This window comes from Tistrella arctica (assembly GCF_039630945.1).
GTDB classification, from domain to species: domain Bacteria; phylum Pseudomonadota; class Alphaproteobacteria; order Tistrellales; family Tistrellaceae; genus Tistrella; species Tistrella bauzanensis.
Window position 1 is genome coordinate 243,828 of sequence record NZ_JBBKTV010000004.1, and the last position, 25,210, is coordinate 269,037.

Annotated in this window: 20 protein-coding genes and 1 pseudogene; 8 read left to right on the forward strand and 13 right to left on the reverse strand. The window is 67.8% G+C overall.

What is annotated here, in order from left to right; all coding sequences use genetic code 11:
- Positions 1 to 4 precede the first annotated feature (4 nt).
- From WG924_RS10650 to WG924_RS10660, 3 genes and pseudogenes are all read left to right on the forward strand, one after another.
- The gene (locus tag WG924_RS10650; RefSeq protein ID WP_345933008.1) at positions 5 to 3,571 is read left to right on the forward strand and encodes an AMP-binding protein; all 3,567 of its coding nucleotides are present in this window, start codon (positions 5 to 7) and stop codon (positions 3,569 to 3,571) included.
- 41 nt (positions 3,572 to 3,612) lie between these two features.
- Positions 3,613 to 3,766 (forward strand): annotated as a pseudogene (locus WG924_RS10655) (antitoxin of toxin-antitoxin stability system); the annotation flags it as partial.
- A 98-nt stretch (positions 3,767 to 3,864) separates the two neighbouring features.
- Positions 3,865 to 4,239, forward strand: a complete 375-nt coding sequence (locus tag WG924_RS10660; protein WP_345933009.1) for a hypothetical protein — start codon at positions 3,865 to 3,867, stop codon at positions 4,237 to 4,239.
- Positions 4,240 to 4,440: 201 nt separating this feature from the next.
- Here WG924_RS10660 and WG924_RS10665 read toward each other — a convergent pair whose 3' ends face one another.
- From WG924_RS10665 to WG924_RS10690, 6 genes are all read right to left on the reverse strand, one after another.
- On the reverse strand, positions 4,441 to 6,018 hold the full coding sequence (locus WG924_RS10665; protein WP_345933010.1) for an ABC transporter substrate-binding protein: 1,578 nt from the start codon (positions 6,016 to 6,018) through the stop codon (positions 4,441 to 4,443).
- Positions 6,019 to 6,218: 200 nt separating this feature from the next.
- Positions 6,219 to 7,079 (reverse strand): alpha/beta hydrolase family protein, encoded by an 861-nt coding sequence (locus tag WG924_RS10670; protein WP_345933011.1) that lies wholly within the window; start codon positions 7,077 to 7,079, stop codon positions 6,219 to 6,221.
- Positions 7,080 to 7,191: 112 nt separating this feature from the next.
- A complete protein-coding gene (locus WG924_RS10675) occupies positions 7,192 to 8,871 on the reverse strand; it encodes a dipeptide ABC transporter ATP-binding protein (protein WP_345933012.1) in 1,680 nt (559 codons plus the stop codon).
- The gene (locus WG924_RS10680) at positions 8,868 to 9,785 is read right to left on the reverse strand and encodes an ABC transporter permease (RefSeq protein ID WP_345933013.1); all 918 of its coding nucleotides are present in this window, start codon (positions 9,783 to 9,785) and stop codon (positions 8,868 to 8,870) included. Before WG924_RS10680 ends, WG924_RS10675 begins: the two co-directional genes overlap by 4 nt.
- The gene (locus tag WG924_RS10685; protein ID WP_188577004.1) at positions 9,782 to 10,723 is read right to left on the reverse strand and encodes an ABC transporter permease; all 942 of its coding nucleotides are present in this window, start codon (positions 10,721 to 10,723) and stop codon (positions 9,782 to 9,784) included. The genes WG924_RS10680 and WG924_RS10685 overlap by 4 nt, the downstream gene beginning before the upstream one ends.
- 45 nt (positions 10,724 to 10,768) lie before the next feature.
- Entirely contained in the window at positions 10,769 to 11,959 is a 1,191-nt protein-coding gene (locus WG924_RS10690) for a C45 family autoproteolytic acyltransferase/hydrolase (protein WP_345933014.1), read from the reverse strand.
- Positions 11,960 to 12,114: 155 nt separating this feature from the next.
- On the opposite strand from WG924_RS10690, the gene WG924_RS10695 reads away from it, so the two are divergent.
- Entirely contained in the window at positions 12,115 to 13,167 is a 1,053-nt protein-coding gene (locus WG924_RS10695; protein ID WP_345933015.1) for a GntR family transcriptional regulator, read from the forward strand.
- A gap of 8 nt (positions 13,168 to 13,175) precedes the next feature.
- Here the strand turns inward: WG924_RS10695 and WG924_RS10700 are convergent, their stop codons facing one another.
- A complete protein-coding gene (locus WG924_RS10700) occupies positions 13,176 to 13,829 on the reverse strand; it encodes an FMN-binding negative transcriptional regulator (RefSeq protein WP_345933016.1) in 654 nt (217 codons plus the stop codon).
- 17 nt (positions 13,830 to 13,846) lie between these two features.
- Positions 13,847 to 15,301, reverse strand: coding sequence for an amidase (locus WG924_RS10705; protein WP_345933017.1), 1,455 nt, complete (start codon positions 15,299 to 15,301; stop codon positions 13,847 to 13,849).
- Positions 15,302 to 15,666: 365 nt separating this feature from the next.
- Here WG924_RS10705 and nhaC point away from each other — a divergent pair, with 365 nt between their 5' ends.
- Positions 15,667 to 17,190 carry a Na+/H+ antiporter NhaC gene (gene nhaC, locus WG924_RS10710; RefSeq protein ID WP_345933018.1) on the forward strand — a complete coding sequence of 508 codons (1,524 nt, stop codon included), beginning with the start codon at positions 15,667 to 15,669 and terminating at the stop codon, positions 17,188 to 17,190.
- Positions 17,191 to 17,261: 71 nt separating this feature from the next.
- Here the strand turns inward: nhaC and WG924_RS10715 are convergent, their stop codons facing one another.
- The 3 genes from WG924_RS10715 to WG924_RS10725 form a co-directional block, all read right to left on the reverse strand.
- Positions 17,262 to 19,217, reverse strand: coding sequence for an asparagine synthetase B family protein (locus WG924_RS10715; protein ID WP_345933020.1), 1,956 nt, complete (start codon positions 19,215 to 19,217; stop codon positions 17,262 to 17,264).
- Entirely contained in the window at positions 19,214 to 19,519 is a 306-nt protein-coding gene (locus WG924_RS10720) for a PqqD family protein (protein WP_345933021.1), read from the reverse strand. Before WG924_RS10720 ends, WG924_RS10715 begins: the two co-directional genes overlap by 4 nt.
- Positions 19,520 to 19,713: 194 nt before the next feature.
- Positions 19,714 to 20,556, reverse strand: coding sequence for a hypothetical protein (locus tag WG924_RS10725; RefSeq protein WP_345933022.1), 843 nt, complete (start codon positions 20,554 to 20,556; stop codon positions 19,714 to 19,716).
- Between the two features lie 260 nt (positions 20,557 to 20,816).
- On the opposite strand from WG924_RS10725, the gene WG924_RS10730 reads away from it, so the two are divergent.
- Positions 20,817 to 20,978, forward strand: a complete 162-nt coding sequence (locus WG924_RS10730; protein ID WP_345933023.1) for a hypothetical protein — start codon at positions 20,817 to 20,819, stop codon at positions 20,976 to 20,978.
- A gap of 126 nt (positions 20,979 to 21,104) precedes the next feature.
- The gene (locus tag WG924_RS10735) at positions 21,105 to 22,238 is read left to right on the forward strand and encodes a 2OG-Fe(II) oxygenase family protein (RefSeq protein WP_345933025.1); all 1,134 of its coding nucleotides are present in this window, start codon (positions 21,105 to 21,107) and stop codon (positions 22,236 to 22,238) included.
- Between the two features lie 45 nt (positions 22,239 to 22,283).
- Here WG924_RS10735 and WG924_RS10740 read toward each other — a convergent pair whose 3' ends face one another.
- Entirely contained in the window at positions 22,284 to 23,606 is a 1,323-nt protein-coding gene (locus WG924_RS10740) for an MFS transporter (protein ID WP_345933026.1), read from the reverse strand.
- A 59-nt stretch (positions 23,607 to 23,665) separates the two neighbouring features.
- Complete coding sequence (locus WG924_RS10745) at positions 23,666 to 23,947, reverse strand: metal-sensing transcriptional repressor (RefSeq protein ID WP_188577018.1); 282 nt, start codon at positions 23,945 to 23,947, stop codon at positions 23,666 to 23,668.
- 214 nt (positions 23,948 to 24,161) lie between these two features.
- Here WG924_RS10745 and WG924_RS10750 point away from each other — a divergent pair, with 214 nt between their 5' ends.
- A complete protein-coding gene (locus WG924_RS10750) occupies positions 24,162 to 25,202 on the forward strand; it encodes a C4-dicarboxylate TRAP transporter substrate-binding protein (protein WP_345933027.1) in 1,041 nt (346 codons plus the stop codon).
- The last annotated feature ends 8 nt before the right edge of the window (positions 25,203 to 25,210 follow it).

A 25,210-nucleotide genomic window follows, 5' to 3' on the forward strand; every position in this document is an offset into this window, starting at 1 on the left:
CCTCATGAAGATCGGCGACCTGCTTCTCGACGACCCCACCCCGGCACCGGCGGCAAAGCCGCGCGCCCTGCCGGCCGCGGCCCCCGATGTCACGATCATCGATCTGTTCGACCGCGCGGTTGCAGCCCATCCCGACCGGCTGGCGGTGCGGGATGCGGTCGAGGCCGTCAGCTATACGGGGCTTCAGGCCGAGGCACGCGCGATCGCCCGGCTGGTCGCGGGCGCGACACTGGGCGACGAGGCCCGTGTCGGCGTGATGACCGGCCGGGGCTGGCGCCATGTCGCCGCGATGTTGGGGGTGATGATGGCGCGGGCGGCCTTCGTGCCGCTGGACCCGGCGATACCGCTGCCCCGCCGGCGGCAGATCGTCGAAACCGCCGGCATCACCATGATCATCGCCGACAGCCCGCGGATCGGCGACCTCCACGCTCTGGCCTGGACCTGCCCGGGCGTCCGCGATCTGGTCTGTCTGGACAGCGACGATATCGATGCGCTGACCGAGACCCATGGCGCGCGGATGAATGCCGAGCTGTGGGACCATCTGGCCGGCAGCGCCGATGATGACGTGGCCGCCGCCGGCTGGCGCAGCCCGTTCACCGGCGGCGCCATTCCCGAGCCGGTGATGACCGAATTCGGGCGCGCGGCCGCGGCCAAGATGGCGGCATTGCTGCCCCCGCGGGCGCGGGTGCTGGAAATCGGCTGCGCATCGGGCTTCACCATGCGCGCGCTCGCCCCCCATGCCGGCCAGTATCTGGCCACCGATATTTCCCGGCGGGCGACGGAACGGGCCGGCGCGGTCGCCGCCCGCGCGGGGTTGACCCAGGTCGATGTCCGGCCGCTGGCCGCCCATGATCTGGACCTGCTCAACGGGCGGCAGTTCGACCTGATCGTGATCAACAGCGTGATCGAAAGCTTCCCCGGCTTCGGCTATCTGTCGGCCGTGCTGTCAAAGGCGGCCGCCCTGCTGGCGCCGGGCGGGGCGATCTTCCTGGGCAATATCCGCGATCTTGAGCGCCGCGACGCCTATCGCGCCGATCTGGCCGCCTTCGCCCGCGCGCATGCCGGGGAGAGCACGACATCGGGCACGGCATCGGGCATCACCACCAGGCTGGATGCCGCCGACGACCTGTTCGTGCCGGCCGGCTTCTTCACCGACTGGGCCGCCCGGCTGGGCGGCTTCCGCGCCGAGGCCAGCCCGCTGGTGGTCGACGGCTTCGATCTGGCGCCCTATGTCTATGACATGGTGTTGCGCCGCGACCCGGCAGCCACCGCACGACCGCCCCGCCACCGCCGCCACGACCGGCGCGCGCTGGCGCCGCGACCGGCGGCGGCACCCCTGCCGGCCCCGACGCCCGGCATGCTCGCCTATGTGCTGTTCACCAGCGGCACCACCGGCGCGCCGAAGGGCGCCATGATCGAACACGGGTCTGTGGCCAATCTGGCCATGGCGACCGACGCGGCGATGTATGCCCGGCTGCGCGGCGGTCGTGATGCCGGTTCCGATAGCGCGCCGCTGAACATCCCCTGCCTCGCACCCTTCGCCTTCGACGCCTCGGTGATCCAGATCCTGCCCACCCTGGCTCATGGCCACCATCTGCATGTCGCGTGCGAGGAAACCCGCCGCAACCCGCCGATGCTCGACCGGTTTCTGCGGGCGCGCATGATCGACATGATCGACCTCACCCCCAGCCTGTTCGATCTGATGCTCGATCACTGGCAGGCCGAGGCGTTGTTCTGCCCGGTCCGGCTGGTGGTTCTGGGTGGCGAGGCGGTATCGGCCGGGCTGATGGCGCGGATTTTCGACAACCCGGTCCATCGCGACCTGCTGGTGCTGAACGCCTATGGCCCGACGGAATGCTGCGTCGGCGCCACGACCCATCTGATGACCGCCCGCACTTGGCGCGAAATCCTGCCGCCGCCGGTGGGCATGCCGCTCTCCGGGGTCGTGGCCGATATCCGCGACGCCGCCGGCCGGCCGGTGCCCGATGGCGTGGCGGGAGAGATCTGGATCGGCGGCGCCGGGGTTGGGCGCGGCTATCTGGGTGCCGATGCCGCCGCCGATGCCCGCTTCGTCACCGATGATACCGGCGCGCGCTGGTATCGCAGCGGCGATATCGGCCGTCGCCTGTCTGGCGGCGCCATCCATGTCATCGGCCGCGAGGACGGTCAGGTCAAGATCCGTGGCAACCGCCTGGAACTGGCCGAGGTCGAAGCGGCGGTTCTGGCCCATCCCTTCATCCGTCAGGCGGCGGTTACCACCTGGACACCGCCGGATGGCGGCGGCGCCGAACTCGTCGCCTGCGTGGTGCCGGCGCCCGGCTTCGATGCCGGCCGCTGCCGCGCCGATCTCGACACCCGGCTGCCGCCGGCCATGGTGCCGTCGCGCATCGTTCAGGTCGCCGGCCTGCCCTTGACCGGCAATGGCAAGCTCGACCGCCGCCGCCTGGACGCGATGCTGTCGGACCAGAGCGATGCAGGCCGCGCGCCGGCGGCGGGCCAGACGGCATCGGCGCCGGCCCGGCCGCTCGCCAGCGATGACGAGCGCCGGGTGGCCCAGATCATGGCGGCGGTGCTCGAAACCCCGGTCGATGACGGCGATGCCGATTTCTTCAGGCTTGGCGGGCACAGCGTTCTGGCGGTGCAGATGGTCGACCGGTTGCGATTGGCCTTCGATGTCCGCCTGCCGCTGGCCGATCTGTTCGACCACCCGACCGTCGCCCGGCTGGCCCTGCGCCTGCGCCATCAGGCGCAGGGCCGGCGCTCGCGGCTGGTGGTGGTGAACGAGGCCGGCCGGGAGCCGCCGCTGGTGTGTTTCCATCCGGTGGGCGGCAATGTGCTGTGCTATCAGGCGATGACCGCCTGCCTTGGCCCCGACCAGCCGGTGGTGATGGTCGAGGCCAAGGGCCTGGACGAGGACGAGGCGCCCGAGCCGTCGGTGGAAGAGATGGTGGCCGCCAGCCTGCCCGATCTGATCCGCTTCGCCGGCGACCGGCCGCTGCGTCTGGCCGGCTGGAGCTTCGGCGGTCTGCTGGCGGTGGAAGCCGCCCACCGGCTGGATCAGGCCGGCATCGTGGTCGAGGATGTGCTGATCTTCGATGCCGTCGCCTCGGCCGATCCGATCCGCGCCCTGCTCGCCAAGGACGACGCGGCCTATCTGGCGGCGCTGTTCGATGGCATGGGCATCGCCGATGCCGCCACCTTCCGCGCGCTCGACCCCGAAGGCCGGCTCGATCTGCTGATCACGCGCGGCGCGGTGCCGCTGGGCCTGCCCCAGGGCGTCGACCGCGACGCCATGCGCCGCCTGCTGTCGGTGTTCCAGAACAATGCGCTGGCCGCCATCCGCTATCGCGTGCCCCGGCTGGACCGGTTGCAGGCCCTGCTGGTGCGGCCGCGCATCGCCTCCGCCCAGGCCCCCGGCATCGCGGGCGACCCGTTCAACGGCTGGCGCGACCGGTTCGGCGGCGGCGTGTCGCTGGTGTGGATGGATGGCAGCCATGGCGACATGATGATGCCGCCGCATGTGGAAGAACTGGCCCGGCTGGTGCGGGCGCATCTGACGCGGCCACACTGAGGGAGGGGCGGTTCATGGATCGGATGATGAGTGACGAGGTCGAGCGGCGCCGGCAGGCGCGCGGCTATGACGACTGGCTGCGTCGCAAGGTCGAGGCCGCGCGCGTCGATGCGTGCCGGGCGGGGCCGATCGAATGACGCGGTCGAAGCCACCTTCGCCGCCCGACGTGTCGAGGGCGCCGCACCCCGGCCATGACCGCTTGATGCGGAACCGGTCCGGACGCAACCTTTGGTGCCGCTCGGTCGTTGGCAAGGCAGGACGATACTGCCATGCCCGACGGGAGGGACCAGAGAATGCCGATCAAGCCCCGCGCTGTCATGATCACCGCCGCTGCCGCAGGGCCGGCCGTTCTGGCACTGATGCTTGCCGCCACGGCGCCGGCGGCGGCACAGGACGCAACAGAGGAGACCACGCCCGCCCCCAATGCCGGGCCGGTTCAGGCCTGCCCGACGCGCGATGCGCTGGAACGCAGCATGGACAGCCCGTCGGGCGTGGTGCCGGAAGGCTGCCGCGCGGTCACGGTCAACGTTCTGGAAAGCCGGGGCGAGCGGCTGTGCCTGATCGAATTCGGCGAGGGTGACGGCGGCGTGCTCGATGCGCTGCGCGATGCCGCCACGCGCTCGCAATGGTGGGTGCGCTGCGAGGCGCTGGCCGCCGCGGCCAACTGATGATCGACTGGACCCACACGCACCCTGTCAGTCATTCTGCTGCAACGCTCGATCGCGCTCGCCGAGGGTATCACGGCGCTGGCGCGGCTGATCCTGATGCGGTTTCCAGTCACCCCGTGCCTCGGTCCGCCGGCCACCGTCCCAACCCCTGGCAGGTCGGGACGGCGGCGGAGGTGCCTGTTCCGTCGTGGGCCTCCTCGCCTATTCCGCCTTGGTCACGCCCCAGAAGCGGTCGAAGCCGGCCGACCAGGGCTTGTAGCCTTGCAGGGAAGCCGCGGTCGCGACCACGCGGACATCGTTATACAGCCCGATCACCGGCACCGCATCGGCCATGCGGGTGTGGATCTGTTCGAACAGTTTGGTGCGCGGCGCCGGGTCCATGGTCTGCTTCGAGGCATCCAGCAGCTTCATCGCGGTCGGGTCTTCCCACGACACGCTGGGCGATTTGGCCTTGTCACCGATGATCGAGGAATAGGCGATCGCCGGGTCGAGGCGCGAGGAATAGGCGAAGGACTGGATCTGGTAATTGCCGGTCAGATAGTTCTGAAGCTGGGTCGCCCAGTCCAGAACCTCGATCTGGGCGTTGATGCCCACCGCCTGCAACATCGCCTGGGCGGTGATCGCCACCTCGTGATAGCCGCCGGGGCGCATATTGGTCTGAATGCGGATCGGCTGGCCGGCATAGCCGGCCTCCTTCAACAGCGCCTGCGCCGCCGCCGGATCATAGGCCGGCCACTGATCATGCACCGGGGTGTGATAGGGGCTGGCCAGCGCCACGCCCGACGGATTGGCCTTGGCCAGACCCTCGCTCGCCACCGCCACGATCGACGGCACGTCGATCGCATGGGCGATCGCCTGGCGGATGCGCTTGTCCGACAGCACCGGGTCGGTGGTCTGCATCAGCAGCAGCCGCCACGACAGGATCGGCTGCTTGAACACCGTCAGCCCGCGCTGTTCGGCCTCGGCGATATCGGCCGGGCCCAGATCGACCACCATGTCCAGATCGCCGGCATAGAGCGCGTTCTTCATCACCGCGCCATCGGGCGTGATCAGAAAGCGCAGATGTTTTGCGAGCGCCGGGCGCGCACCGGTCATGCCGTCGGTCGGTGTGTCGCGGCCGGTATAGTCGTCGAACCGGGTCAGTTCCACATAGCGGCCGGGCTTCCAGTCGCCGATCACATAGGGGCCGGTGCCCACAGGGGCCTTCCAGCTACCATCCTCGGCCACCGAGGACGGGTGCAGCACGGCGGCATTGCACTGGATATTGGCCATCATCATCGGCAGCAGCGCGTTGGGCTTTTCCAGCCGGAACACCACCACATCCGGGGCCGGGGTCTCGATCGCGGTGATCGCGGCGCCCTGGCTGCCATCGAAGAACCGCTTGCACTGCCAGGTGGTCTCGGGCTTCAGATAGCGGTTCCAGCTCCAGGCGACATCGGCCGAGGTCATGGTTTCGCCATTGTGGAAGCGCACGCCGGGCCGCAGCTTGAACTGCCAGCTCAACCCGTCCTCGCTCTGCCTGAAGCTTTCGGCCAGCACCGGGCCGATCGACAGATCCTCGCGATGGCCGACCAGCCCCTCGACCACGTGATGCAGGATCAGATCGGCGGTGCCGTCGCGCTGCACACCCGGATTGGTGCTGCGCAGATCGGTCGGGATCGCAAGGGTGATCCGCTCGGTCTTCGGCATTTCACTGGCAGAAAAGGCAATCTGAGGCAGCAGAAGCGCTGCGGCCGCCACGGTCGCGGCGCGCAGATGCCGCCTGGTCACGCAGGTCATGGGTCTTCCCCTTCGCATCGTCCGGCCCTTGCGCGTGGTCTGGCCACCGCATCGTCCGAATCTTGATGAAGCGACACCGGCGGCGGGGCCGCCGGTCCCTGTCACGAGCCGGCCGGACATTCTTGAAAACGGCGTCCGGTCCGGTATGTCCGCCAGCGGCCCCGCGCGCTCCCCGCGCAAGGCGGCTGGCCCATGGTCGGTCACGCCCGGCTGGCGGCCACCGCATCGGCCAGAAAGTCCTGAACCGCGCCGACCACCTTCAGCCCTTCATGGCGCACGCCCGGCAGCACATCGTGGCGCACCGCGATGCCGGCGGCCTCGAACCCCGCCTTCAGGCTGGCGATCTTGTCGATCCGGGTGGCGCCGGCGATGTTGGCATCCTCCATCCAGCCCGGCATGCCCGGCTTCAGGGTGATTTCCCAGGTGTCGGTATCCTCGGCGCCCACCACCATCTGCACCATCACCCGGCGCATCGCCGCCAGATCGACATCCACCCCGAACACCGCGCGCAGATTGCGGGTGCCCACCCACCAGTCGCGGGTATCGTCCAGCAGCGTCACGCCGCCGGGGGCGCCGATCGAGGCCGCGAACAGCCGGCTGGGGTGCAGATACAGGAAGCGGTGGGTGAAATGGCCGCCGCCCGAAAACCCGAACAACGCCACCCGCGAGACGTCGATGTCATAGCGCCGGCCAACCAGATCGACCATGTCGAGCACCAGTTGGTCGAAGCGCATGTCGTGGAATTTGATGCGCTTGTAGTTCGACATCTCGCCCGGCTCGATCAGCCCCACCGGAAACAGCGGCGCCAGGATGATGCAGTCATGGGCGTCGGCAAAGGCCGCGAAATGGTCGCGATAGGCCGCCGCCGTGCGGCCGGTGCCATGCATGGCGACAATCAGCCGCCAATGCCGGCGCGCCGCGGCATCGGCGGTGGCGAAGTGTTTCGGCACATACAGGCAATACGACACCCGCTGTTCGTTGGGCAGCGCCACGAAGGGGGTGGGGCCGAAATCATAGAAGTTGAGATGCGGCTGGGCGAGGGTGATGCCGTCGGGGATCATGGGCCGGGCTCCGGTTTCATGGCGTCTGTCGGCCGTCCGCAGGCGGGCCTTGCCTTGGCAAGCATAGGACCGGCCAGGACACAGGCCAAGTTAAAAACTGCGTTTTTTGATGTTATAACGCAGAACGAGGGGCAGCCTGCGGGGCACGGCGGCTGCCGGCCGCCACCACCGGCCGCCAGCCGCCGCCGGGCAGCGGCTCCAGCACCGGCGCCGCATCCAGCAGCGCGCGGGTATATTCGGCGCGCGGCGCGGCGAACAGATCCTCGGTCGCCGCCGTCTCGACGATCCGGCCATCCTTCATCACCGCCACCCGATGGGCGATGCGGCGCACCACCCCCAGGGCATGGGTGATGAACAGGCAGGAAAAGCCATGGCGCTGTTGCAGATCGGCGAACAGGTCCAGCACCTGCGCCTGCACGGTCATATCCAGCGCCGACACCGCCTCGTCGGCGACCACGAAGGCCGGGCGGCGGATGATGGCGCGGGCGATCGCCACCCGCTGGCGCTGGCCGCCGGAGAGTTCATGCGGCAGCCGCCGGGCATAGCCGCTGCCCAGCCCCACCTCGTCGAGCACCTCGTCCACCCGCCTTGCCGCATCGGCCGCCGACAGCCCCGGCACATGGCGCAGCGGTTCACCCACGATCCGGCCCACGCCATGGCGCGGGTCCAGCGACGAGAACGGGTCCTGGAACACCATCTGGCAGTTCAGCCGCCGGTCGCGGGCCTGGGCGGCGCTGGCGCGCAGCGGATCGGTGCCACGGAACAGCAACTGCCCGCCGCTGGGCCGGGTCAACCCCACCAGACAGCGCCCGACGGTGGTCTTGCCCGATCCGCTTTCGCCGACCAGCGCCAGGGTTTCGCCGGGCTGAACCCGGAAACTGACCCCGTCGACCGCGCGCTTATCGGGCGCCCGGGTCAGCATCCGCCGCCGCCCGGGATGCACCACCACCAGATCGCGCGCCTCGATCACCGGCACCGGCGCCAGCGACACCGGCGCCAGCCGCCGGGGCCGCGGCATCGCATCCAGCAGGCTGCGGGTATAGTCGTGGGCGGGGTTCAGCAGGATATCGGCGGTGGCGCCCTGTTCCACCACCACGCCCCGGCGCATCACCGCCACCCGGTCGGCATAGCGCGCCACCAGCCCCAGATCATGGCTGACCAGCAGAATGGCGGTGCGGTTCTCCTCCGCCAGTTCCACCATCAGCTCCAGCACCTCGCGCTGCACCAGGGTGTCGAGGGCGGTGGTCGGCTCGTCCGCGATCAGCAGTTTCGGCGTCAGCAGCATCACCGAGGCCAGCATGATCCGCTGGCGCATGCCGCCGGAAAATTCATGCGGCCAGGCGCCGAAGCAGCGCGCCGGATCGTCGATCCGGATGCGGGCCAGCATCTCAAGCGCGCGGTCGCGCGCCTCGGCCGGGCTGATCCGCTGATGCCGGATCAATCCTTCCACCAGTTGCGCGCCAACCGTCAGCGCCGGGTTCAGCGACACCATCGGCTCCTGAAACACCATGCCGATCTCGACACCGCGCACGGCATGACGCTCCGCCGGCCTCAGCGCCGTCAGATCGCGGCCGTCGAAGACGATCCGCCCGGCCCGGCGCATCAGCGGCGGCGGCAGCAGATCGAGCACCGCGCGCGACACCACGGTCTTGCCCGAGCCGCTTTCGCCGACCACGGCCATGATCCCGGACGCGGCGAGGTTGAGGGTGACATCGTCGACCACCGCCGGGCCGCCATCGACCCCGATGGTCAGACCCTGAATCGACAGAAGGGGTGGGTGCTGATCGGTCATGCCCTGCGCATCCTGGGATCGAGCCGGTCGCGCAGCGCGTCACCCACCAGGCAGATGCCGAGCAGGGCCAGCGTGATGCAGGCACCGGGGAAAATGGTCAGCCAGTCGGCCTGGCCCAGATGCGGACGGCCGGCCGAGAGCATCGAGCCCCAGGTCGCCGCCGGCGGCGGCACGCCCAGGCCCAGAAAGCTGAGCGCGCTTTCAGCCAGCAAGGCCCAGCCGAACATCGATGTCGCCAGCACGATGATCGGCGACACCGCATTGGGCAGCACATGCGCCGCCATGGTGTAGAGCGTGGAATTGCCGGTGACCATGGATGCTTCCACGAAATCGCGGCTGCGCAGCGACATCACGATGCTGCGCACCACCCGCGCCATGGCGGGGGTATAGGCGATGCCCAGCGCCAGCACGATGCTGCTCTCGCCCGGGCCGATCACCGCCATCAGCCCCAGCGCCATCAGGATGCCGGGAAAGGCCAGCAGCGCATCGACCACCACGGCGACCAGCCGGTCGACCATGCCGCCCAGAAACCCCGCGAGTATGCCGATCGGCGCGCCGATCAGGCTGGCGGTTGCCACCGTCGACACGCCGATGGTGACGCTGGTGGTGGCGCCGCTCATGATCCGCGACAGCACGTCGCGGCCGAATTCGTCGGTGCCCAGCCAATGCGCCGCCGATGGCGCCTGAAGCCGGTGCGGGATGTCCAGCGCCATCGGGTTATAGGGCGTCCAGATCAGCCCCATCACCGCCAGAACGATGACCAGCCCCACCAGGGTGGCGCCGATCCACAGGCCCACCGGCCGGCGGCGACGCAGCAGGCGCGGCACCGGGGCGGTGCCGTCGCCAGCCCCAGAGCCTGCGCCAACCCCTGGGCCTTCGCCAACCCCTGGGCCTTCTGATGTGGTGGCGGTCATGCGGCGATCCTCGGGTCGAACAACGGGTGCAGCAGGTCGACGATCAGGTTGATCACGACATACAGCCCGGCAATGAACAGCAGCCCGCCCTGCACCACCGGATAGTCGCGGGCATAGATCGCATCGACCAGCAGCCGGCCTAGCCCCGGCAGCGAGAAGATGGTCTCGGTAACGGCGATGCCCCCCAGCAGATTGCCCAGGATCAGCCCGACCAGGGTCAGGGTGGGCGCGAAGGCGTTGGGAAACACGTGGCGGGTCATCACCACATGCTCCGGCAGGCCCTTGGCGCGGGCATGGGTGACGTATTCCAGCCTGAGGACATCGATGGTGTTGGCCCGCGCCATCCGGGTCAGGATGCCGATCTCGACGATGGTGAGCGTCATCACCGGCATGACCAGATAGGCGAGCGCGCGCCCGGCATTCTCGCCGAAGCCGACATAGCCCACGATCGGCAGCCAGCCCAGTTCCAGCCCGAACCACATCAGGATCAGCAGCCCCAGCCAGAAGGTGGGCACCGACATGATCAGGGTGGCAAGGGCGGTCAGGGTCAGGTCCAGCGTGCCGCCGCGCGCCCAGGCGGCGATCATGCCCAGCGGCACGGCGACCAGGGTTGCGATCACCACCGCTGGAAACACCACCCCGGCGGTGACCATGAACCGGTCGGCGACCAGATCGGCCACCGGCAGGTTGTTGACGATCGACCGGCCCATATCGCCCGCGAGCAGCCGTTCGACCCACAGCACGAATTGCAGCGGCCACGGGCCGTCGAGGCCATAGGCCTGACGCAGGGCAGACACGGTCGCCGGATCGGCGCTGTCGCCGAGCATGGTGGTGACGGGATCGCCGGGGATGGCGCGGATCAGCACGAAGACCGCGAGCGCCACCACCACCAGCGTCGGGATCGCCGACGCGAGGCGGTAGAGGATGAAATGCCGCATCTGGCTTGGGGCCCCTGGTTGATGGTGCGTGGATGATGGCGGCGATCAGGCGGTCGGACGGGCAGGCGCGCAGGCCCTGGCGTCGCGGGTCGCCGTCTCGTCCATGTCGAGGGTATAGGTGGTGAAGCGGTCGCGGAGCGCCGGCATCGGCGCCACCTCCATCACGCCGGCCGCCGGTTCCATCACCACCATGGCGACCGTCGACGAGATCGAGCCGCCGGCGCCGGGGCGCGGCGGCCGGCACACCGAATAGGGCACGCCGAAATCGTCGAAGAACGCCGCCTTCAGATCGGCGCGGGTGATCTGGCCGCGCCGCGCCGCCAGCGCCCGGCGCACCCGCCAGTCGCGATAGAAGCTTTCCGGCACGAAGGGAATGCCGGTATCGCGCAGCTTCGACAGCGCCACCGGGCTGGTCCAGTGATTGGCATGCACGATCATGCCGGCATCATCGGGATAGATCTGGAAGGCTTCGTCGGGCGCGCATTCGAAATCGATCGCGAAGCCCTGCGACCAGCTCAACATCATGTTGTTCGAGGCCGATTTGGGCGTGGTCGCCACGGTCTTCATCGCCAGCGCCATATGGGCCTGTTCCAGCACCTTGCGCCGGATCAGCGCCAGCGGTACGCCGACCTGGGCGTAATCGCGGTCGCATTCCAGATAATTGGCGGTGATGGCGATGCCGGCCGAATTCATCCCGCAGCGCGCGAGGCCCCCGGCCTCGGTCATGGTCAGCAGATCGGGGCCGTCGTCGCGGCGGATCTTCAGCACCACGGTTGTGTGGGCGCATTCCGGCCGCCAGTCCCAGTTCTGGCCGTGGATCAGCCGGCCATGGGCGGTCTCGGTACCCAGCACCACGGCACCGGTGCAGCCATCCGGCTCCTCATCGGGGATGCCCGCGCGCATCCGGCCGATCTGGAGGATCTCGGTGCGGGCATTGATCAGCAGGATATGTTCCAGATCGCAGCCGGCACCTTGGGCGATGCCGCGCATTTCCTCGACATAGCTGGCGTCGAAGCCTTCGACCACCGGCAGGAATTCACGCGCGATGGCGGCAATGCCCGCCCAGTCGTGGTTCATCGCCCGCAACTGGGCGGCATACAGCGCCACACTGCCCAGCACATGGGTCTTCAATGCCTGACCATGGCGCTGGCCGCGCTCGAAGGCTGTGCCGGCCAGCTCGACCATGGGGAAGTCGGTCACGTCGGCGGCGCTGACGGGAGCCACGGGAGGTGTCATCGGCGGGTCGTCCTTGGGCGGAGGGGAAAGATCCCGGTGGCGGATCGTGCGTCGGCAACACAATTGTGCTTATTGCACAGGGAAGACAGTTCTGAAACCGCCCCCGGCCATGCAGGCCGGGCTTGATCGCGGCGGTGCGGCGTGGTTAACAGGGGATGCCGGATGCCGGCACCCGCCAGTCGCAGGCTGTATTTCAGGTGGTGATGATGCCCAGGGGCAGTGATGACGCGGCCCAGCGGCCAGAGACCTCGCGGCCAGAGACCCCGCGACCCGAGACCCCGCGACCCGAGCTGTCGGCCTTGCAGGCCGAGGTTGCGCGCCGGATTCTGGAACGGATCGGCGATGGCCGCTGGAAGCCGGGGGAACGCTGCCCCGAACTGGCGCTGGCCAAGGCGCTGGGCGTGTCGCGCACGCCGGTGCGCCGGGCGCTGGAACTGCTGGAGGCGGAAGGGCTGATCGCCCAGTCGCCCGGCCGCAGCTTCCGGCTGCTCGACGATCCGGCCGCCATCGCCGATGCGGTCGCCCGGGTCGAGGCCCTGCTGCCGACATCGGATGCCGAGCGGGTCTATCAGCAGATCATCGCCGACAAGGCCCAGGGCCGCATCGCCCAGGATGTGTCGGAAGCCGAGCTTCTGCCCCGCTATGACGTGTCGCACGGCACACTCAGGCGCGTGCTGATCCGGCTGTCGGCCGAGGGTCTGGTCGCCCGCCAGCCCGGCCATGGCTGGCGGTTCGCCGACAGTCTGGACGACGACGACGCGGTTTCGGAAAGCTATGCCTTCCGCATCGCCGTCGAATGCCAGGCCCTGGCCCAGCCGGGCTATCGGGTGGACGAGGAGCGGTTCCGCGAGGTCCGCGCCGCCCATATGCAGGTTCTGGCCAGCGACCCGGCAGGGCTCGACGAACGCGACTGGTTCCGCGTGAATTCGGCCTTTCACGAGGCCATCGTCGCCGGCGCCCGCAACCGGTTCTTCGATCAGGCGATCGCCCAGCAGAACAATCTGCGCCGGATTCAGGAGCGCGAGGAGTTCCGCCGGCTGCCGGCCGACCGGGTGGTGCAGTCGTGCTGCGAGCATCTGGCGATCCTGAACGCGATTGAAACCGGCAATCGCAGGCTCGCCGCCGCCCTGCTCCGCCACCATCTGGCCGAGGCCGCCGAATTCACCGAAGACGAGGGCGGCCCGGCCGACGGCTTCGGGCGCCTCTGACCGGCCGGTCATGACGGCCCCTCCGGCGCGATGCCGGGACAGGCCGCCATCTCGGCCGCCAATGCCCGGTCCTCGTCGCGCGATGACGTGGCCAGCGCCGCCATCACCGCCACCCGGTCGGCCGCCGGGCGTTCCTGGCTGTATTTGGCCAGCGCCTCGACCGTGTCGATCACGATCTCGAAGGCCTGGATGCGCGGCAGCATCGCGCCGATATCGGCCGCGTCCAGCACGTCCAGCAGCCAGGGCCGCGGGCGGCGCGCCTCGAAATGCGCAACCGTGCGCGCCAGCACCGCGCGCGCCGCATCATCGCCCCGGATCAGTCGGATACGGCCGGTGATGTGGACGGCGGCATAATTCCAGGTCGGCGCATCGGCGCCGGTGACATACCAGGCCGGCGACACATAGCCGTCGGGGCCGGTGAACACCGCCAGCACCCGCACGCCATCGCGCAACCGTGCCGCCTGGGGGTTGGCGCGCGCCAGATGGCTCAACAGCCGCGCGCCCGGCCGGGGCGCGCCATCCAGCCGCAGCATCGGCAGATGGCTGGCCAGGGGCACGGCGTCCTGCGGCGCCGCATCGACCAGCATCGCGAAGCCATGGGCATCGACGAAGGCGGCGATCCGGTCCGGGTCGTCGATGCGATAGCGTGCGGGGGCATACATGGCGATGCTGGCTCCGCTCAGCCGCGCGCGGCATGCGCGGGCGGCCGCAGATGCGCCCAGGGGGCCGCCTCCTCGATCCGCCCGGCCAGCCGGAACAGGGTGGCCTCGTCGCCCGGCCGGGCGATGAACTGCACGCCCACCGGCAGGCCGTCGGCGCTGAACCCGCCCGGCACCGACATGGCCGGCTGGCCGGTGACATTGGCGATATGGGTGAAGCCCAGATGGCCCATCACCCGGTCCAGATAGGTATCCAGATCCAGGCCGTCGCAATCGAGGAAGCCATGGGCCATCGGCGCCTGCGGCAGGGTCGGCGTCATCAGCAGGTCATAGCCGGTGAAGAAGCGGCAGAACCGCCGGGCCTCGGCCCCCATCCGGCCGCGGGCATCCAGCAATGCCGGCGCCGGGATCGCGCGGCCGCGCTCCGCCGCCGCCAGAATGCAGCCTTCCACGGTCTCGCGGCTGACCGGCCGGCCGGTCAGGGCCGACAGGTCGTCGACCTGGGCGGCGTCATAGGCGCACAACATCAGCTTCACCGCCCGGGCCACCGCCTCGCCATCATAGGCCGGCACGGCCTCGACGATCTCGTGGCCCATCTGTTCCAGCAGCCGCGCCATGCGGGCCACCGCGTCGCGGGCATCGGCGGTCACCGCCACATCGACCGGCGGGGTCAGGCAGACCGCGATCCGCAGCCGGCCGGGCCCGGTCGTGACCTCGTCGATCCATGGGCGCTGCTTGGGCGGCGCGAAATAGGGCGCGCCGATATCGGGGCCGTCGGTCAGGTCCAGCATCAGCGCGCTGTCGCGCACGCTGCGGGTGATGACATGCTCCGACACCAGCCCGCCCCACAGATCCCACGACACCGGCCCGGCCGGGGTGCGGGCGCGTGAGGGCTTCAGCCCGAAAGTGCCGGTCGACGAGGCCGGGCAGCGGATCGATCCGGCGCCGTCATTGGCATAGCCGATCGGCGCCATGCCCGCCGCCACCGCCGCGGCCGACCCGCCGCTCGACCCGCCGACGCTGTAGCCATGCTTCCAAGGATTGTGCGTTGGCCCGTTTGCGACCGGTTCGGTTGTGGCGTTGGAGCCGTATTCCGGCAGATTGGTCTTCCCGACCACGATCAGCCCGGCGCGGCGATAGCGCGCCATGATCTCGGTGTCGTAATCGCGGGTGAAGCCGGCGGCCAGCCGGCTGGCATTGGCGCTGGGCACGCCGGCATAGGACTGGCAGTCGTCCTTCAACAGCACCGGCACGCCCCAGAGCGGCGCCGTGGCCCGGTCGACCCGGTCGAGTGCCGCAAGCTGCACCCGGGCCTCGGCTTCCATGCGCAGGATCACCGCGTTCAGCGCCGGGTTGACGCGGTCGATCGCGGCAAACGCCGCCGCCACCGCCTCGTCGGGCGTGATCTCGCCAGCGCGGATGCGGCCTGCCAATGCGACCGCATCGGCCGTTGCATAGTCCTCGACGAAACTCATGGCGCGGTGTGCCCTCTTCTGCGGCAGGAAGCATGTCTTTGATGATTATCACCCTATCAAAGTGTTTTCTTAATGTGAATAAGGCAATTTTATGATTCGCACGCACAGCCTGGCGGCCGATCGGCGCCGCTTTGGGTGATCTCAAAATCACAGCTCCCCGGCGGCAAATCGCTTGGATGATTCATCCGGGCATGACTATGATCGTGATGCGCGAAGCGTGCGGATCTGTGCAGATCCAGCCAAGGTCATGCAGCGCGGATGCGGCCCCGGCCAGTGGTCGGACCGGTCATGCCGTGCATTGTCATGTGACCACCGAAATCAATGACGTCCGCCCGACCCGTCCATGAGACAAAGAGAGGCCCGCCATGACTTCACCGTCACGATCGAGGGCCAAAAAACGCCCCAGCCTGACACTGGCATTGACGCCGGTTGTTCTGACTCTGTTCGTCCTGGGACTGCAACTGTTCTATTTCGGCGATTTCACGCCCCATGTACCGCTGGCCATCGGCCTCGCGATCACCGCCGTCGTCGGCATCGCCCTGGGGTTCACCTGGCAGGACATCGAGGAAGGGGTGTTCCACGTCATCCATGTGGCGCTGCCATCGGTGTCGGTGTTGATCTGTGTCGGCATGATCATCGGGGTGTGGATTGCCAGCGGCACGGTGCCGACGCTGATCTATTACGGCCTGACCCTGCTGTCGCCGCAGATCTTCCTGGCGGCGGCGATGGTGCTGTGCGCGGTGGTGTCGCTGTCGCTGGGAACGTCGTGGGGCACGGTCGGCACGGTGGGTCTGGCGTTGATGGGCATCGGCGCCGGCTTCGACGTGCCGGTCTACTGGACGGCGGGCGCCGTGGTCTCGGGCGCGTTCTTCGGCGACAAGGTGTCGCCTTTGTCCGACACCACCAATCTGGCGCCGGCGGTCACCGGCACCGATGTGTTCTCGCACATCAAGAACATGATGCCGACCACGATCCCGTCGATGCTGATCGCCTTCGTGATCTATCTGGCGGTGGGTTTCCTGGTGGTCGATGCCGATGGCGCCTCGTTCGAGAAGATCGGCGCGATCACCGGCGCGCTTCAGGCGAATTTCGCCATCTCGCCCTGGCTGCTGCTGCCGGCGCTGCTGGTCATCGCACTGGCGCTGATGCGGATGCCGCCGATCCCGTCGCTGTTCGCGGGCGTGATCGCGGGCGGCGTGGTGGCCATGCTCACCCAGGGCGCCACGCTGCACGAGATTTTCACCTTCGCCAACAGCGGCTATGCCATCGATACCGGCGTCGCTGAAATCGACAGCCTGCTCAATCGCGGCGGCATCCAGTCGATGATGTGGACGATCTCGCTGGTGCTGATCGCGCTGGGCTTTGGCGGCGCGCTGGAACAGACCGGCTGCCTTGAAACCATCATCCAGGCGATCATGGCGCGGGTGCGCAGCTTCGCGGGTATTCAGACCGCGGCGGTCGGCACCTCGCTTGCCACCAATCTGGTCGCCGGCGACCCTTATCTGTCCATCGCCCTGCCCGGCCGGATGTATGCGCCGGTCTATCGCGGGCTCGGCTATTCCACGCTCAACCTGTCGCGGGCGATCGAGGAAGGCGGCACGCTGATGTCGCCGCTGGTGCCGTGGAATGCCGGCGGCGCCTTCGTGATCAGCGCCCTGGCGCTGGGCATCGCCGATGGCGAGATCCAGAACCTGCTCTATATCCCGCTGGCCTTCGCCTGCTGGCTGTCGCCGGTGATCGGCATCCTCTATGCCCAGCTCGGCCTGTTCTCTCCCCGCGCCACCGAGGCCGAACGCCAGCGCTGGAAGGATCAGGGCGAGGCGATCGCCGATGTCAGCCAGTCGGACTGGGCCGACGGCACGGTTCAGGAGCGGCCGCGAACGGCCTGACCGGCCCCAGGGCGCGCACGTCCCCATCTCAGGCCCCTGCTTTTGGCCAGACAGGGCCTGAGCGGGGGCCGTCAGTTCGAACCCGATGCCTTGCGCAGGAAATGCCCGGCGGAAATGCCCCGCAACAGGGCCAGCCGATAGCTGCGGATCACGCCGGGATGTTCCCAGTCGGCTGTCGGCAAGTCATCGACGAGCTGCTGCATACGGGCCACATCGAGCGTGCGCGTCGCCGCATCGCACCGGGCGATCCTGGCCAGCTCGTCGGCGGCATCGGCGCGACCACCGGTCAGCCCGACATGCCAGTCGCTGGCCTGGTAGCCGCGCTTTCGCGTGTTCAGAACCACATCCGGCAGACGGTCGCTCAGCACCTTCCGGGCCACCGCCCGTGTCACCCCGCCCTGAAGATATGCCTCGGTCGGAATGCTCAGACAGTATTCGGCCAGACGCCGGTCGGCCGTGGGATCCCGTAGATCGACGCCCCAGCCTGCCAGCGTCCCCTTGTTGTTGTTGCCGGGATCGGTGCGCCGAAGCACCCACACCCGATCGGCGAATCCATCCTTGCGCGGGCGATAGTTCAGATCGAGGTCGCGGGCCTTGGCCAGCCCGCCGATATCCATCTCGTCGAAGCCCCGCCGGCTGATGGCCGTATAGTTGAAGACGTCGTCCTTGAAGCCCTGAAAGCGCATGGTCAGGCGCCCCCAAAGCCGCGGCGGCATATAGGGTCCGAAGGTGATGCCGGCGGGCGCGCGCCAGCTCATCCCGGCCCGGGTCATCAAACCGGCATATTCCCGCGCGAGCCGGCCCCACCGCCCGGTCCGCAACAATTCAGGCAGCAGTTCCAGCCCGTAATAGCTGAACGTCATGTTACCCATCATGCCATGCAGGATGATCCCCAGCCCGCGATCACGTGTCTCCTGCGTGATCTGGCGCAACCACACCCAGTTGCACAGATTGAGCTTTGGCCGTTCAAACAGGAAGAACGTGCGATCAAGATCATCGATCGGCGAGACATGGCCCGTCCGCAGCCGGACATGCTCGATATTCGGATACAGCGCCGCCGTGGCCGCCGCCAGCGGCCCCTCGTCCAGGGTCCGGCGCTGCGCGAAGCGGTTGTCGGGATGCACCGTCGGCACCGATGTGAAGGCGGTCACGCGCCCGCCCTCGGCCGCCAGCAGTCGCGCCGCCGTGGCGGTGACGGCGGCGCTGTCAAAGCCCGAACTCAAATGGCTGGCGACAGCGCCATTGCTTCCCCGCAACCGCGACCGGACCGCCTGATCGAGATGGTGACGCACGCCATCGACCCAGTCGCGCGGCCCCCGATCGCCACGGTCAGGCCGTCGCGGCTGCCAATAGAGCCGGCGCGATATGCCATCGCGGGTCACCGTGACAATCTGCCCCTGCTCGACACGCTGAACGTCCCTGAAGAAGCTCCCCGGGCCGGATTGCGGCAGCAACGCCACGAATTCGGCGACCGTCCGCTCATCGGCGGCGTAGGGAACGTCCGGCAGCGCATGCAGCCCCTTGGCCATGGTCGCGGCGGCGAAGAAGCCTTTGCCGTCATGAAAATGCAGCGGCCTCTGGCCCATGAAATCGCGTGCCAGCGTCAGCTTGCGCCGGTGGCTGTCCCAGAGCGCGAAGGCGAAGTCGCCGACCAGCCGGTCAAGCGCGTCGTCGCCCCAGCGCTCCAGGCAGGCCATCAGGATCCCGGCATCGCAGTCACGCCGGAGCGCCGCATCGTCTGATCGGAGCGCGCTGATCAACTCGTCGCGATTGTCCAGCCGGACATCCGCGACCAGCACCAGCCGCCCATCGCGGCTCTTGACCGGTCCGCGATCCGCCATGTCCTCGGGAAGCATGCGGTACAGCCGACGCCCCATGGCGAGCGCGCCTCCGGCCCCACGCGCGTCATCCGCCCATTGGGCGCCATGATGCGGCCCATAGATCCGCTGGGCGGACAGCATGCGGTCGCAATCGGCCGCGACGCCGGGCCGCCCGTCGAACCGCCACAGGCAGGCAATCGCGCTCACTGGCCATCCGCCCGTGGCGCCGCCGTCTCATCGCGACGGTCGATCAGATGTTCCGCGGCCATCTGATCAAGCAGCGCCAGCAACTGCGCCTCGCAGGTGGCGACATCGACCTCATAGCAGCGCAACAGGTGATCCCGGATCTCCGCGACGCGTCGCGGCTCCGACATGGCGCGCAGGATCTGGGTCGCGACGCCGTTGAGGCGATAGAAAGACCCGTCCTCCAGCTTCATGACGGTGATCTCGCCATCGGCCTCGTCATATAGGGCGTCGGTGCGCCGCACCACCAGGGTGTCGAGTGTCATGGTCATAAGCGGTCCTCGGCTATCCGGCAATCAATGTCCTGGAGAGGGCGGCAATGTCCTTGGGCGGACGGGCGGCGCCCCGTGCCGGCGCGGCACGACGCGGCCGTGATCAGCGTAGCACCGCGCCAGGGTTCAGCCATAGCCGATCTGAGCCGCGGCCGCGTCCACACGTCACCGGACATGGCCGTCAGTCGTCATCGCGGCGTCGACAATGACCGGTCATTGCCATCAAGCCGCCGGATCTGGGTCGGTGCCGCCGGTAGGTGGAGGCGGGCGACGCGGTTATAGGCGCGGTCGAGGAAGGTGACGAATCCCGGCAGCATATGCCGCGAGGCCCGGGCGCCATAGAGGGAACTGCCCACCGCGATTTCCGCGTCGCCAACGGCGAGGCCTCGCGTATACAAGGCATCGATCTTATAGCGCTCGCCGCCCACGATCGCGAGTTGACCTTTGATCGATTCACAGTAAAGCAGCGAGCCATCCTCCAGTGGAACCACATCGTGACAGGCGGTCGACGCCAGTCGTGTCCGTCCGGTCTCGCGAAAACCACGATCGAATTCAACGATTTCGCTCGGTATGCCACGATGACCATTATGGAACATCAGATAGATCCGGTCGCCACGGCCATGAAAGGCATTGATATGGGCGTCATCGGCGCTGCGGCGCGCGACCGGCGGGCCGATACGATGGGCGGTCTGATTCCAGTTGGCGTCGAATTCCAGAATCTGTTGATTGCCGCTATCGACCAGCCAGAAGGCGCCATCGAAGACATCGACCTGATGTCCATTATAGTCAAGTCCCTCGACCATTACCTCGCCATCGGACAGCTCGCCATCGCGATATCTGTAACGGACAATGCTTCCACAACGCGGGTTTTCCGCCGCTTCCACGAGAGGCCTGGATTTGAAACAGTATATGTCCGCGCCGGAAACTGTTATTCCGAAATAGTATCCGTCTCGCAACAGTCTGTATTCAGAATGATTGACATAGTAGATGCCCTGACGGGAGGCCACCAGATAATCATGGTTGTCATTCATGCTCTGCAAACACCCGCGCGACACATCGTTCCGGGAACCATCCGGGATTAATCAACCGTCACCGCCGCCAACCCGCCCCACGGGATGCGCGCGACGCCGATCCTTCAAGACATACCAGTCGACATGCATGTTCGGGAGAGATTGTTGAGATTGTCCTGCCACGCAGAATTCTATAAGCTCCGATAGAATACAGATGATAGCTTTTGTGCGCGGTCTCCCTGGTCGCGTTGAAGATCTGGCACTTTCGGGAGAAAACATCGATGACCGAGAACAGCGCCCGCACCCCACAGGCCAACCGCGTGGCCGCCGCCCAGGCCGCGCCGTCCAGGGCTCAATGGCATGAGCCGAAGATCGTCCGCATCGACGTCGCCATGACCGATACCGTCTTGAATGCTGTCCCGGACGGCGACACCTCCTCCTGATGCGAGATGTGGTCGGCAATGCCTGCTCGCTTGCCAAGCGATGCGGTTGCCGCGGCGTCCGGCGTGACAATCGCCTGGCAGGATCCGATATCCGTTGGGGTTGCCGACCCTGACACCGCGCATTCAATGCTGCTGCGCGCGGCCGTATTGACGCCCGACACCGCGTGGATCCACGCCAGGATCGGCAGAATCTGGCTTGACCGGCTTGATTTCGCCAGAGCGGCGGCGGCGTTCGACACCGCATTGCGCATCGATCCCATGCTCGACGATGTCCGGCTTGGCCTTGCGCGGTGTTGGAACCGGCTTGGACGTCATGGCGATGTGGCCGGGCTGATCGCGGCGGCGACAACGCCGATATCGTCGCATGGTCTGTATATGCGCGGGATCGCGGCCATGGGTCTGAACCGGCCCGATCTCGCCGAGCGGGATTTTCGTGCCGCGCTCGCCGATGATCCCACGCACCGTGAGGCGGCTTTTGAACTGGGCCGGCTGCTGCGCGCCGGCAACCGCCTCAACGAACTTGGCGACCTCTGCGACCATCTTTGGGCGCGGGGCGCCCGCCATGTGCAATTGCTGCTTGATCGCGGGCGGGTGGAGGCATATGCCGGCCGGGCCGATGCCGCGCGCGATCTGCTGTTCTCCCCCGGACGGATAAGCCGGTCGACACTCGATTGTCCGGCGGGCTTTCGCTCTCTGGATGATTTCAATGCCGGGCTGGCGGCGGAGCTGACCACCAATCCCTATCCGATCACCGATGTGCCGGTCGACGAACTGGCCATGCGCGGCGCGACCCGCATTCATCATCTGATGAACGGCCGCGATCCGGCACTGATCCGCGCCCTGTTCACCGCGATCACCGCCTGTATCGATCGTGACGTGGCGCGACGCATCGCCTCGACGCCCGATGCCGCGCATGACCCATGGTTGCAGTGCCGGCCTGCCCGCGCGCGGTTGCGGGCATGGGGCCTGATCCAGGGCCATGGCGCATACGAAGACTGGCACACCCATCGCGCCGGATGGCTGAGCGGCGTCTACTATATCGCGATCCCCGAACCATTTTCAGAAGAGGGCGATGGTGACGGCTGCATTGAATTCGGCGCCGGGCCATCAATGGCCGACAGATATCCGGAAACACTGCGCGTCGCGCCGCGCGCGGGCATGCTGCTGCTGACGCCGTCACATATCCATCATCGCACGATTCCCTTCCCCCGCCCCGGCAAGCGCATCAGTTTCGCCTTCGATGTCAGACCGCTCGACTGACGCCCGGAGATCACGCCGACAGCGATGAAGACATCACACGGCGCCTCAGGCCATTCGCGGCCATTCGGGGTGATGGCTGTCGATGACATAGGCGTGGCGGTGCCGATGGCCGGCGCCGGCGGGCGCCGCGCCGGTCAGATGGGGATGGTCCGGCGCCAGCGTCTGATGGACATGCTCGATCTCGACGGGATCGCCCGCGGGCCACTGGCGTATGGCGACCAGAACCGCGACAGCCGCGATCCCCCCCAGCACGGCGAAGGTGGCCGACATCCCGGCCATCGCGCCCAGCCAGCCGGCGACGGGATAGGTGATCAGCCAGCAGGCATGCGACAGCATGAATTGCGCGGCGAAGAGCGGTGGCCGGTCCTCCGGATGTGACGATCGGCGCAACAACCGCCCGGAGGGCGTCTGCGCCAGCGAATACCCAAGGCCGAGCACGAACCACAGGGCCAGCAATACGTCGAGGCCGGCGACAAGGCAGCCGCCGAACAGCCCCGCGACCAGCATCGCCGCCCCCCCGATCATGGCCGCGCGATCGCTGATGCCGTCGAGCAGGCGCGGCAGCAGCAGGGCCGCGATCATCGATCCGGCCCCGAAACCCGCCAGGGCCATGGCCGTCGCGCGCTGCCCATGGCCGAATTCCGCCTGCACCAGCACCACCGTGTTGACGATGACCATGGCGCCGGCGGCGGCGATCGCGAGGTTCAGCGCCAGCAGGCCACGCAGGCGCGGTGTGGCGCCAAAGATCCGCAAGCCCCGCGTGGCCCGGTCGACCATGCCCTGACCTTCGGTGGGCCTCGATGCCGGCAGCGCGATCGCGCCCACCAGGGCGGCCGAGCCGAGGAAACCCACGGCCGTGCCCGCGAACAGGTCGTGGAAGCCGATAACGGTCAGAAGCGCTGCCGCCAGCATCGGGCTGACCAGGCTTTCGAGATCATAGGCCAGCCGCGACAGCGACAGGGCGCGGGTGTAATCCGCCTCGTCCGTCAGCACGTCGGGAATGGTCGCCTGGAAGCTGGGTGTGAAGGCGGCCGAGGCCGATTGCAGCACGAAGATCAGGAGATACACCTCCCACACCTGGGTCACGAAGGGCAGCAGCACCGCCACGCCCGCCCGCACCAGATCGAGGCAGACCAGCAGCGCCCGCCGCGGCAGCCGTTCGGCCAGGGCCGTGGCGACCGGCGCCACCCCCACATAGGCGACCATCTTGATCGCCAGGGCAGTGCCCAGAACCGCGCCGGCATCGGCGCCGGCGAGGTCATAGGCCAGCAATCCCAGCGCGACGGTCGCAAGCCCGGTGCCGATCAGCGCGATCATCTGGGCCAGGAACAGATGGCGGTAGGTCCGATTGGCGAGGATGCGCCACATGATGCCCTCTTCGACCACCCGCCTGCGCCACGGGCGGCACAGCGGGCGGTATCGACTTCTTATAGGTACTTGGTGATCTTCTTGAAGGTATCGATCGACTGACGCTGGTCTTTCTCAAGATGACCAACGACACCCTCAAGGCAATGATCGAGATGATCCTGGATCAGGATCTTCTTGGCCTGATTGACCGCCTTCTCGACCGCATGAAGCTGCTGGGCGATGTCGAGGCAGGGCCTGCCCGCCTCGATCATCTCGATGATGCCTCTGAGATGACCGTCGGCGCGCTTCAGCCGCTTGACGATCTCAGGATGGGTCTCGTGGATATCGGATGGCTCGGTCATGTGTTTTATCCTATCCCCCTGGAGGGGATATAACAAGAGCGATGCCCCGTGCGGTCCCGGGGGAACGCCCGGTCGGGGTTCCAGAAAGTGCCCGGCTGAAAAAGAACCCCCCTGAAAAAGAGACTTTCCGAAGTTTTCGACAATTCCCCCGGGGGTTCTGACATTGGTTCTGATGACGGGTCGCAACGCATACAGAACCCGACGGGAGGACATCATGAAGACATCCGTGACGATGGCGGCGATGGCATGCGTGCTGGCGCTGGGGCTGCCGGCGCGCGAGGCCGCGGCCAGGACATCGCTGTCGCTGACACAATACGGCCCTGACCGGGGATGGCAGGCCGATCTGCTGAAGGCCTATGCCGAGCGGGTGCGCGAGGCATCGGGCGGCGAACTGGACATCCGCATCACCTTCGGCGGCGCGCTGATCGCGGCCAAGGACGTGCTGCGCGGCGTCGGCGACGGTGTGGCCGATCTGGGGTCGTTCATCGCCGTCTATACGCCGGCCGAGCTGTTCAACTACCGCGTCGGCGACCTGCCGGTCGGCAGCACCGACCCCTGGGTCGGCAATGCCAGCATGATGGAACTGGCGCGGACCAACCCGGTGGTGAAGGGCGAATTCGACGCCCAGAACACCGTGCTTCTGGCCAATTCGACCGCGACCGAGGTGGTTCTGATCTGCAAGGAGCCGCTGACCGCGCTCGATCAGCTCGACGGCATGAAGCTTCGCGCCAACCCGCCCCATTCGCTGGCCTTCGAAACCTTCGGCGCCGTGATGGTGTCGGTGACCACGCCCGACGTCTATCAGGCCCTGGACCGCGGGCTGATCGCCTGCGCCCAGACCTATGTGCCGACCATCCTGCCCTATCGGCAATACGAGGTCGCACCCCATGTGACCATGCTCGATTTCGGCCAGAACCTCGCCTTCGGTCTGGTGATGAACAAGCGCAAGTTCGAACGGCTGACGCCGGCATTGCAGCAGGTTCTGGTGCAGGCGGGCGAGGCCTATTCCGTCGACTATGCCCGCCACAGCCTGGAAAGCTTCAATCAGATCAAGACCGAACTGGCATCCGATCATGGCGTGACCTTCCACACCCTGTCCGATGCCGACCACGACCGGCTGACGGCCGCCGGGCAGGACACGGTCGAGGCGTTTCTGGATCGCGGCGATCCGGGCGTACTGCAGCAGTTTCAGGCGCTGCAGAAAACCTATACCGCCGAGCTTCAGGCCGACGGCTATCCCTGGGCCCGGCACTGAGATCGGCT

Bases quoted from the DNA above. Each gene is read 5' to 3' on its own strand.
- WG924_RS10650 (WP_345933008.1), top strand. From the start codon at position 5: ATGAAGATCGGCGACCTGCTTCTCGACGACCCCACCCCGGCACCGGCG.
- WG924_RS10660 (WP_345933009.1), top strand. From the start codon at position 3,865: ATGCCGATCAAGCCCCGCGCTGTCATGATCACCGCCGCTGCCGCAGGG.
- WG924_RS10665 (WP_345933010.1), bottom strand. From the start codon at position 6,018: ATGACCTGCGTGACCAGGCGGCATCTGCGCGCCGCGACCGTGGCGGCC.
- WG924_RS10670 (WP_345933011.1), bottom strand. From the start codon at position 7,079: ATGATCCCCGACGGCATCACCCTCGCCCAGCCGCATCTCAACTTCTAT.
- WG924_RS10675 (WP_345933012.1), bottom strand. From the start codon at position 8,871: ATGACCGATCAGCACCCACCCCTTCTGTCGATTCAGGGTCTGACCATC.
- WG924_RS10680 (WP_345933013.1), bottom strand. From the start codon at position 9,785: ATGACCGCCACCACATCAGAAGGCCCAGGGGTTGGCGAAGGCCCAGGG.
- WG924_RS10685 (WP_188577004.1), bottom strand. From the start codon at position 10,723: ATGCGGCATTTCATCCTCTACCGCCTCGCGTCGGCGATCCCGACGCTG.
- WG924_RS10690 (WP_345933014.1), bottom strand. From the start codon at position 11,959: ATGACACCTCCCGTGGCTCCCGTCAGCGCCGCCGACGTGACCGACTTC.
- WG924_RS10695 (WP_345933015.1), top strand. From the start codon at position 12,115: ATGCCGGATGCCGGCACCCGCCAGTCGCAGGCTGTATTTCAGGTGGTG.
- WG924_RS10700 (WP_345933016.1), bottom strand. From the start codon at position 13,829: ATGTATGCCCCCGCACGCTATCGCATCGACGACCCGGACCGGATCGCC.
- WG924_RS10705 (WP_345933017.1), bottom strand. From the start codon at position 15,301: ATGAGTTTCGTCGAGGACTATGCAACGGCCGATGCGGTCGCATTGGCA.
- nhaC (WP_345933018.1), top strand. From the start codon at position 15,667: ATGACTTCACCGTCACGATCGAGGGCCAAAAAACGCCCCAGCCTGACA.
- WG924_RS10720 (WP_345933021.1), bottom strand. From the start codon at position 19,519: ATGACACTCGACACCCTGGTGGTGCGGCGCACCGACGCCCTATATGAC.
- WG924_RS10725 (WP_345933022.1), bottom strand. From the start codon at position 20,556: ATGAATGACAACCATGATTATCTGGTGGCCTCCCGTCAGGGCATCTAC.
- WG924_RS10730 (WP_345933023.1), top strand. From the start codon at position 20,817: ATGACCGAGAACAGCGCCCGCACCCCACAGGCCAACCGCGTGGCCGCC.
- WG924_RS10735 (WP_345933025.1), top strand. From the start codon at position 21,105: ATGCTGCTGCGCGCGGCCGTATTGACGCCCGACACCGCGTGGATCCAC.
- WG924_RS10740 (WP_345933026.1), bottom strand. From the start codon at position 23,606: ATGTGGCGCATCCTCGCCAATCGGACCTACCGCCATCTGTTCCTGGCC.
- WG924_RS10745 (WP_188577018.1), bottom strand. From the start codon at position 23,947: ATGACCGAGCCATCCGATATCCACGAGACCCATCCTGAGATCGTCAAG.
- WG924_RS10750 (WP_345933027.1), top strand. From the start codon at position 24,162: ATGAAGACATCCGTGACGATGGCGGCGATGGCATGCGTGCTGGCGCTG.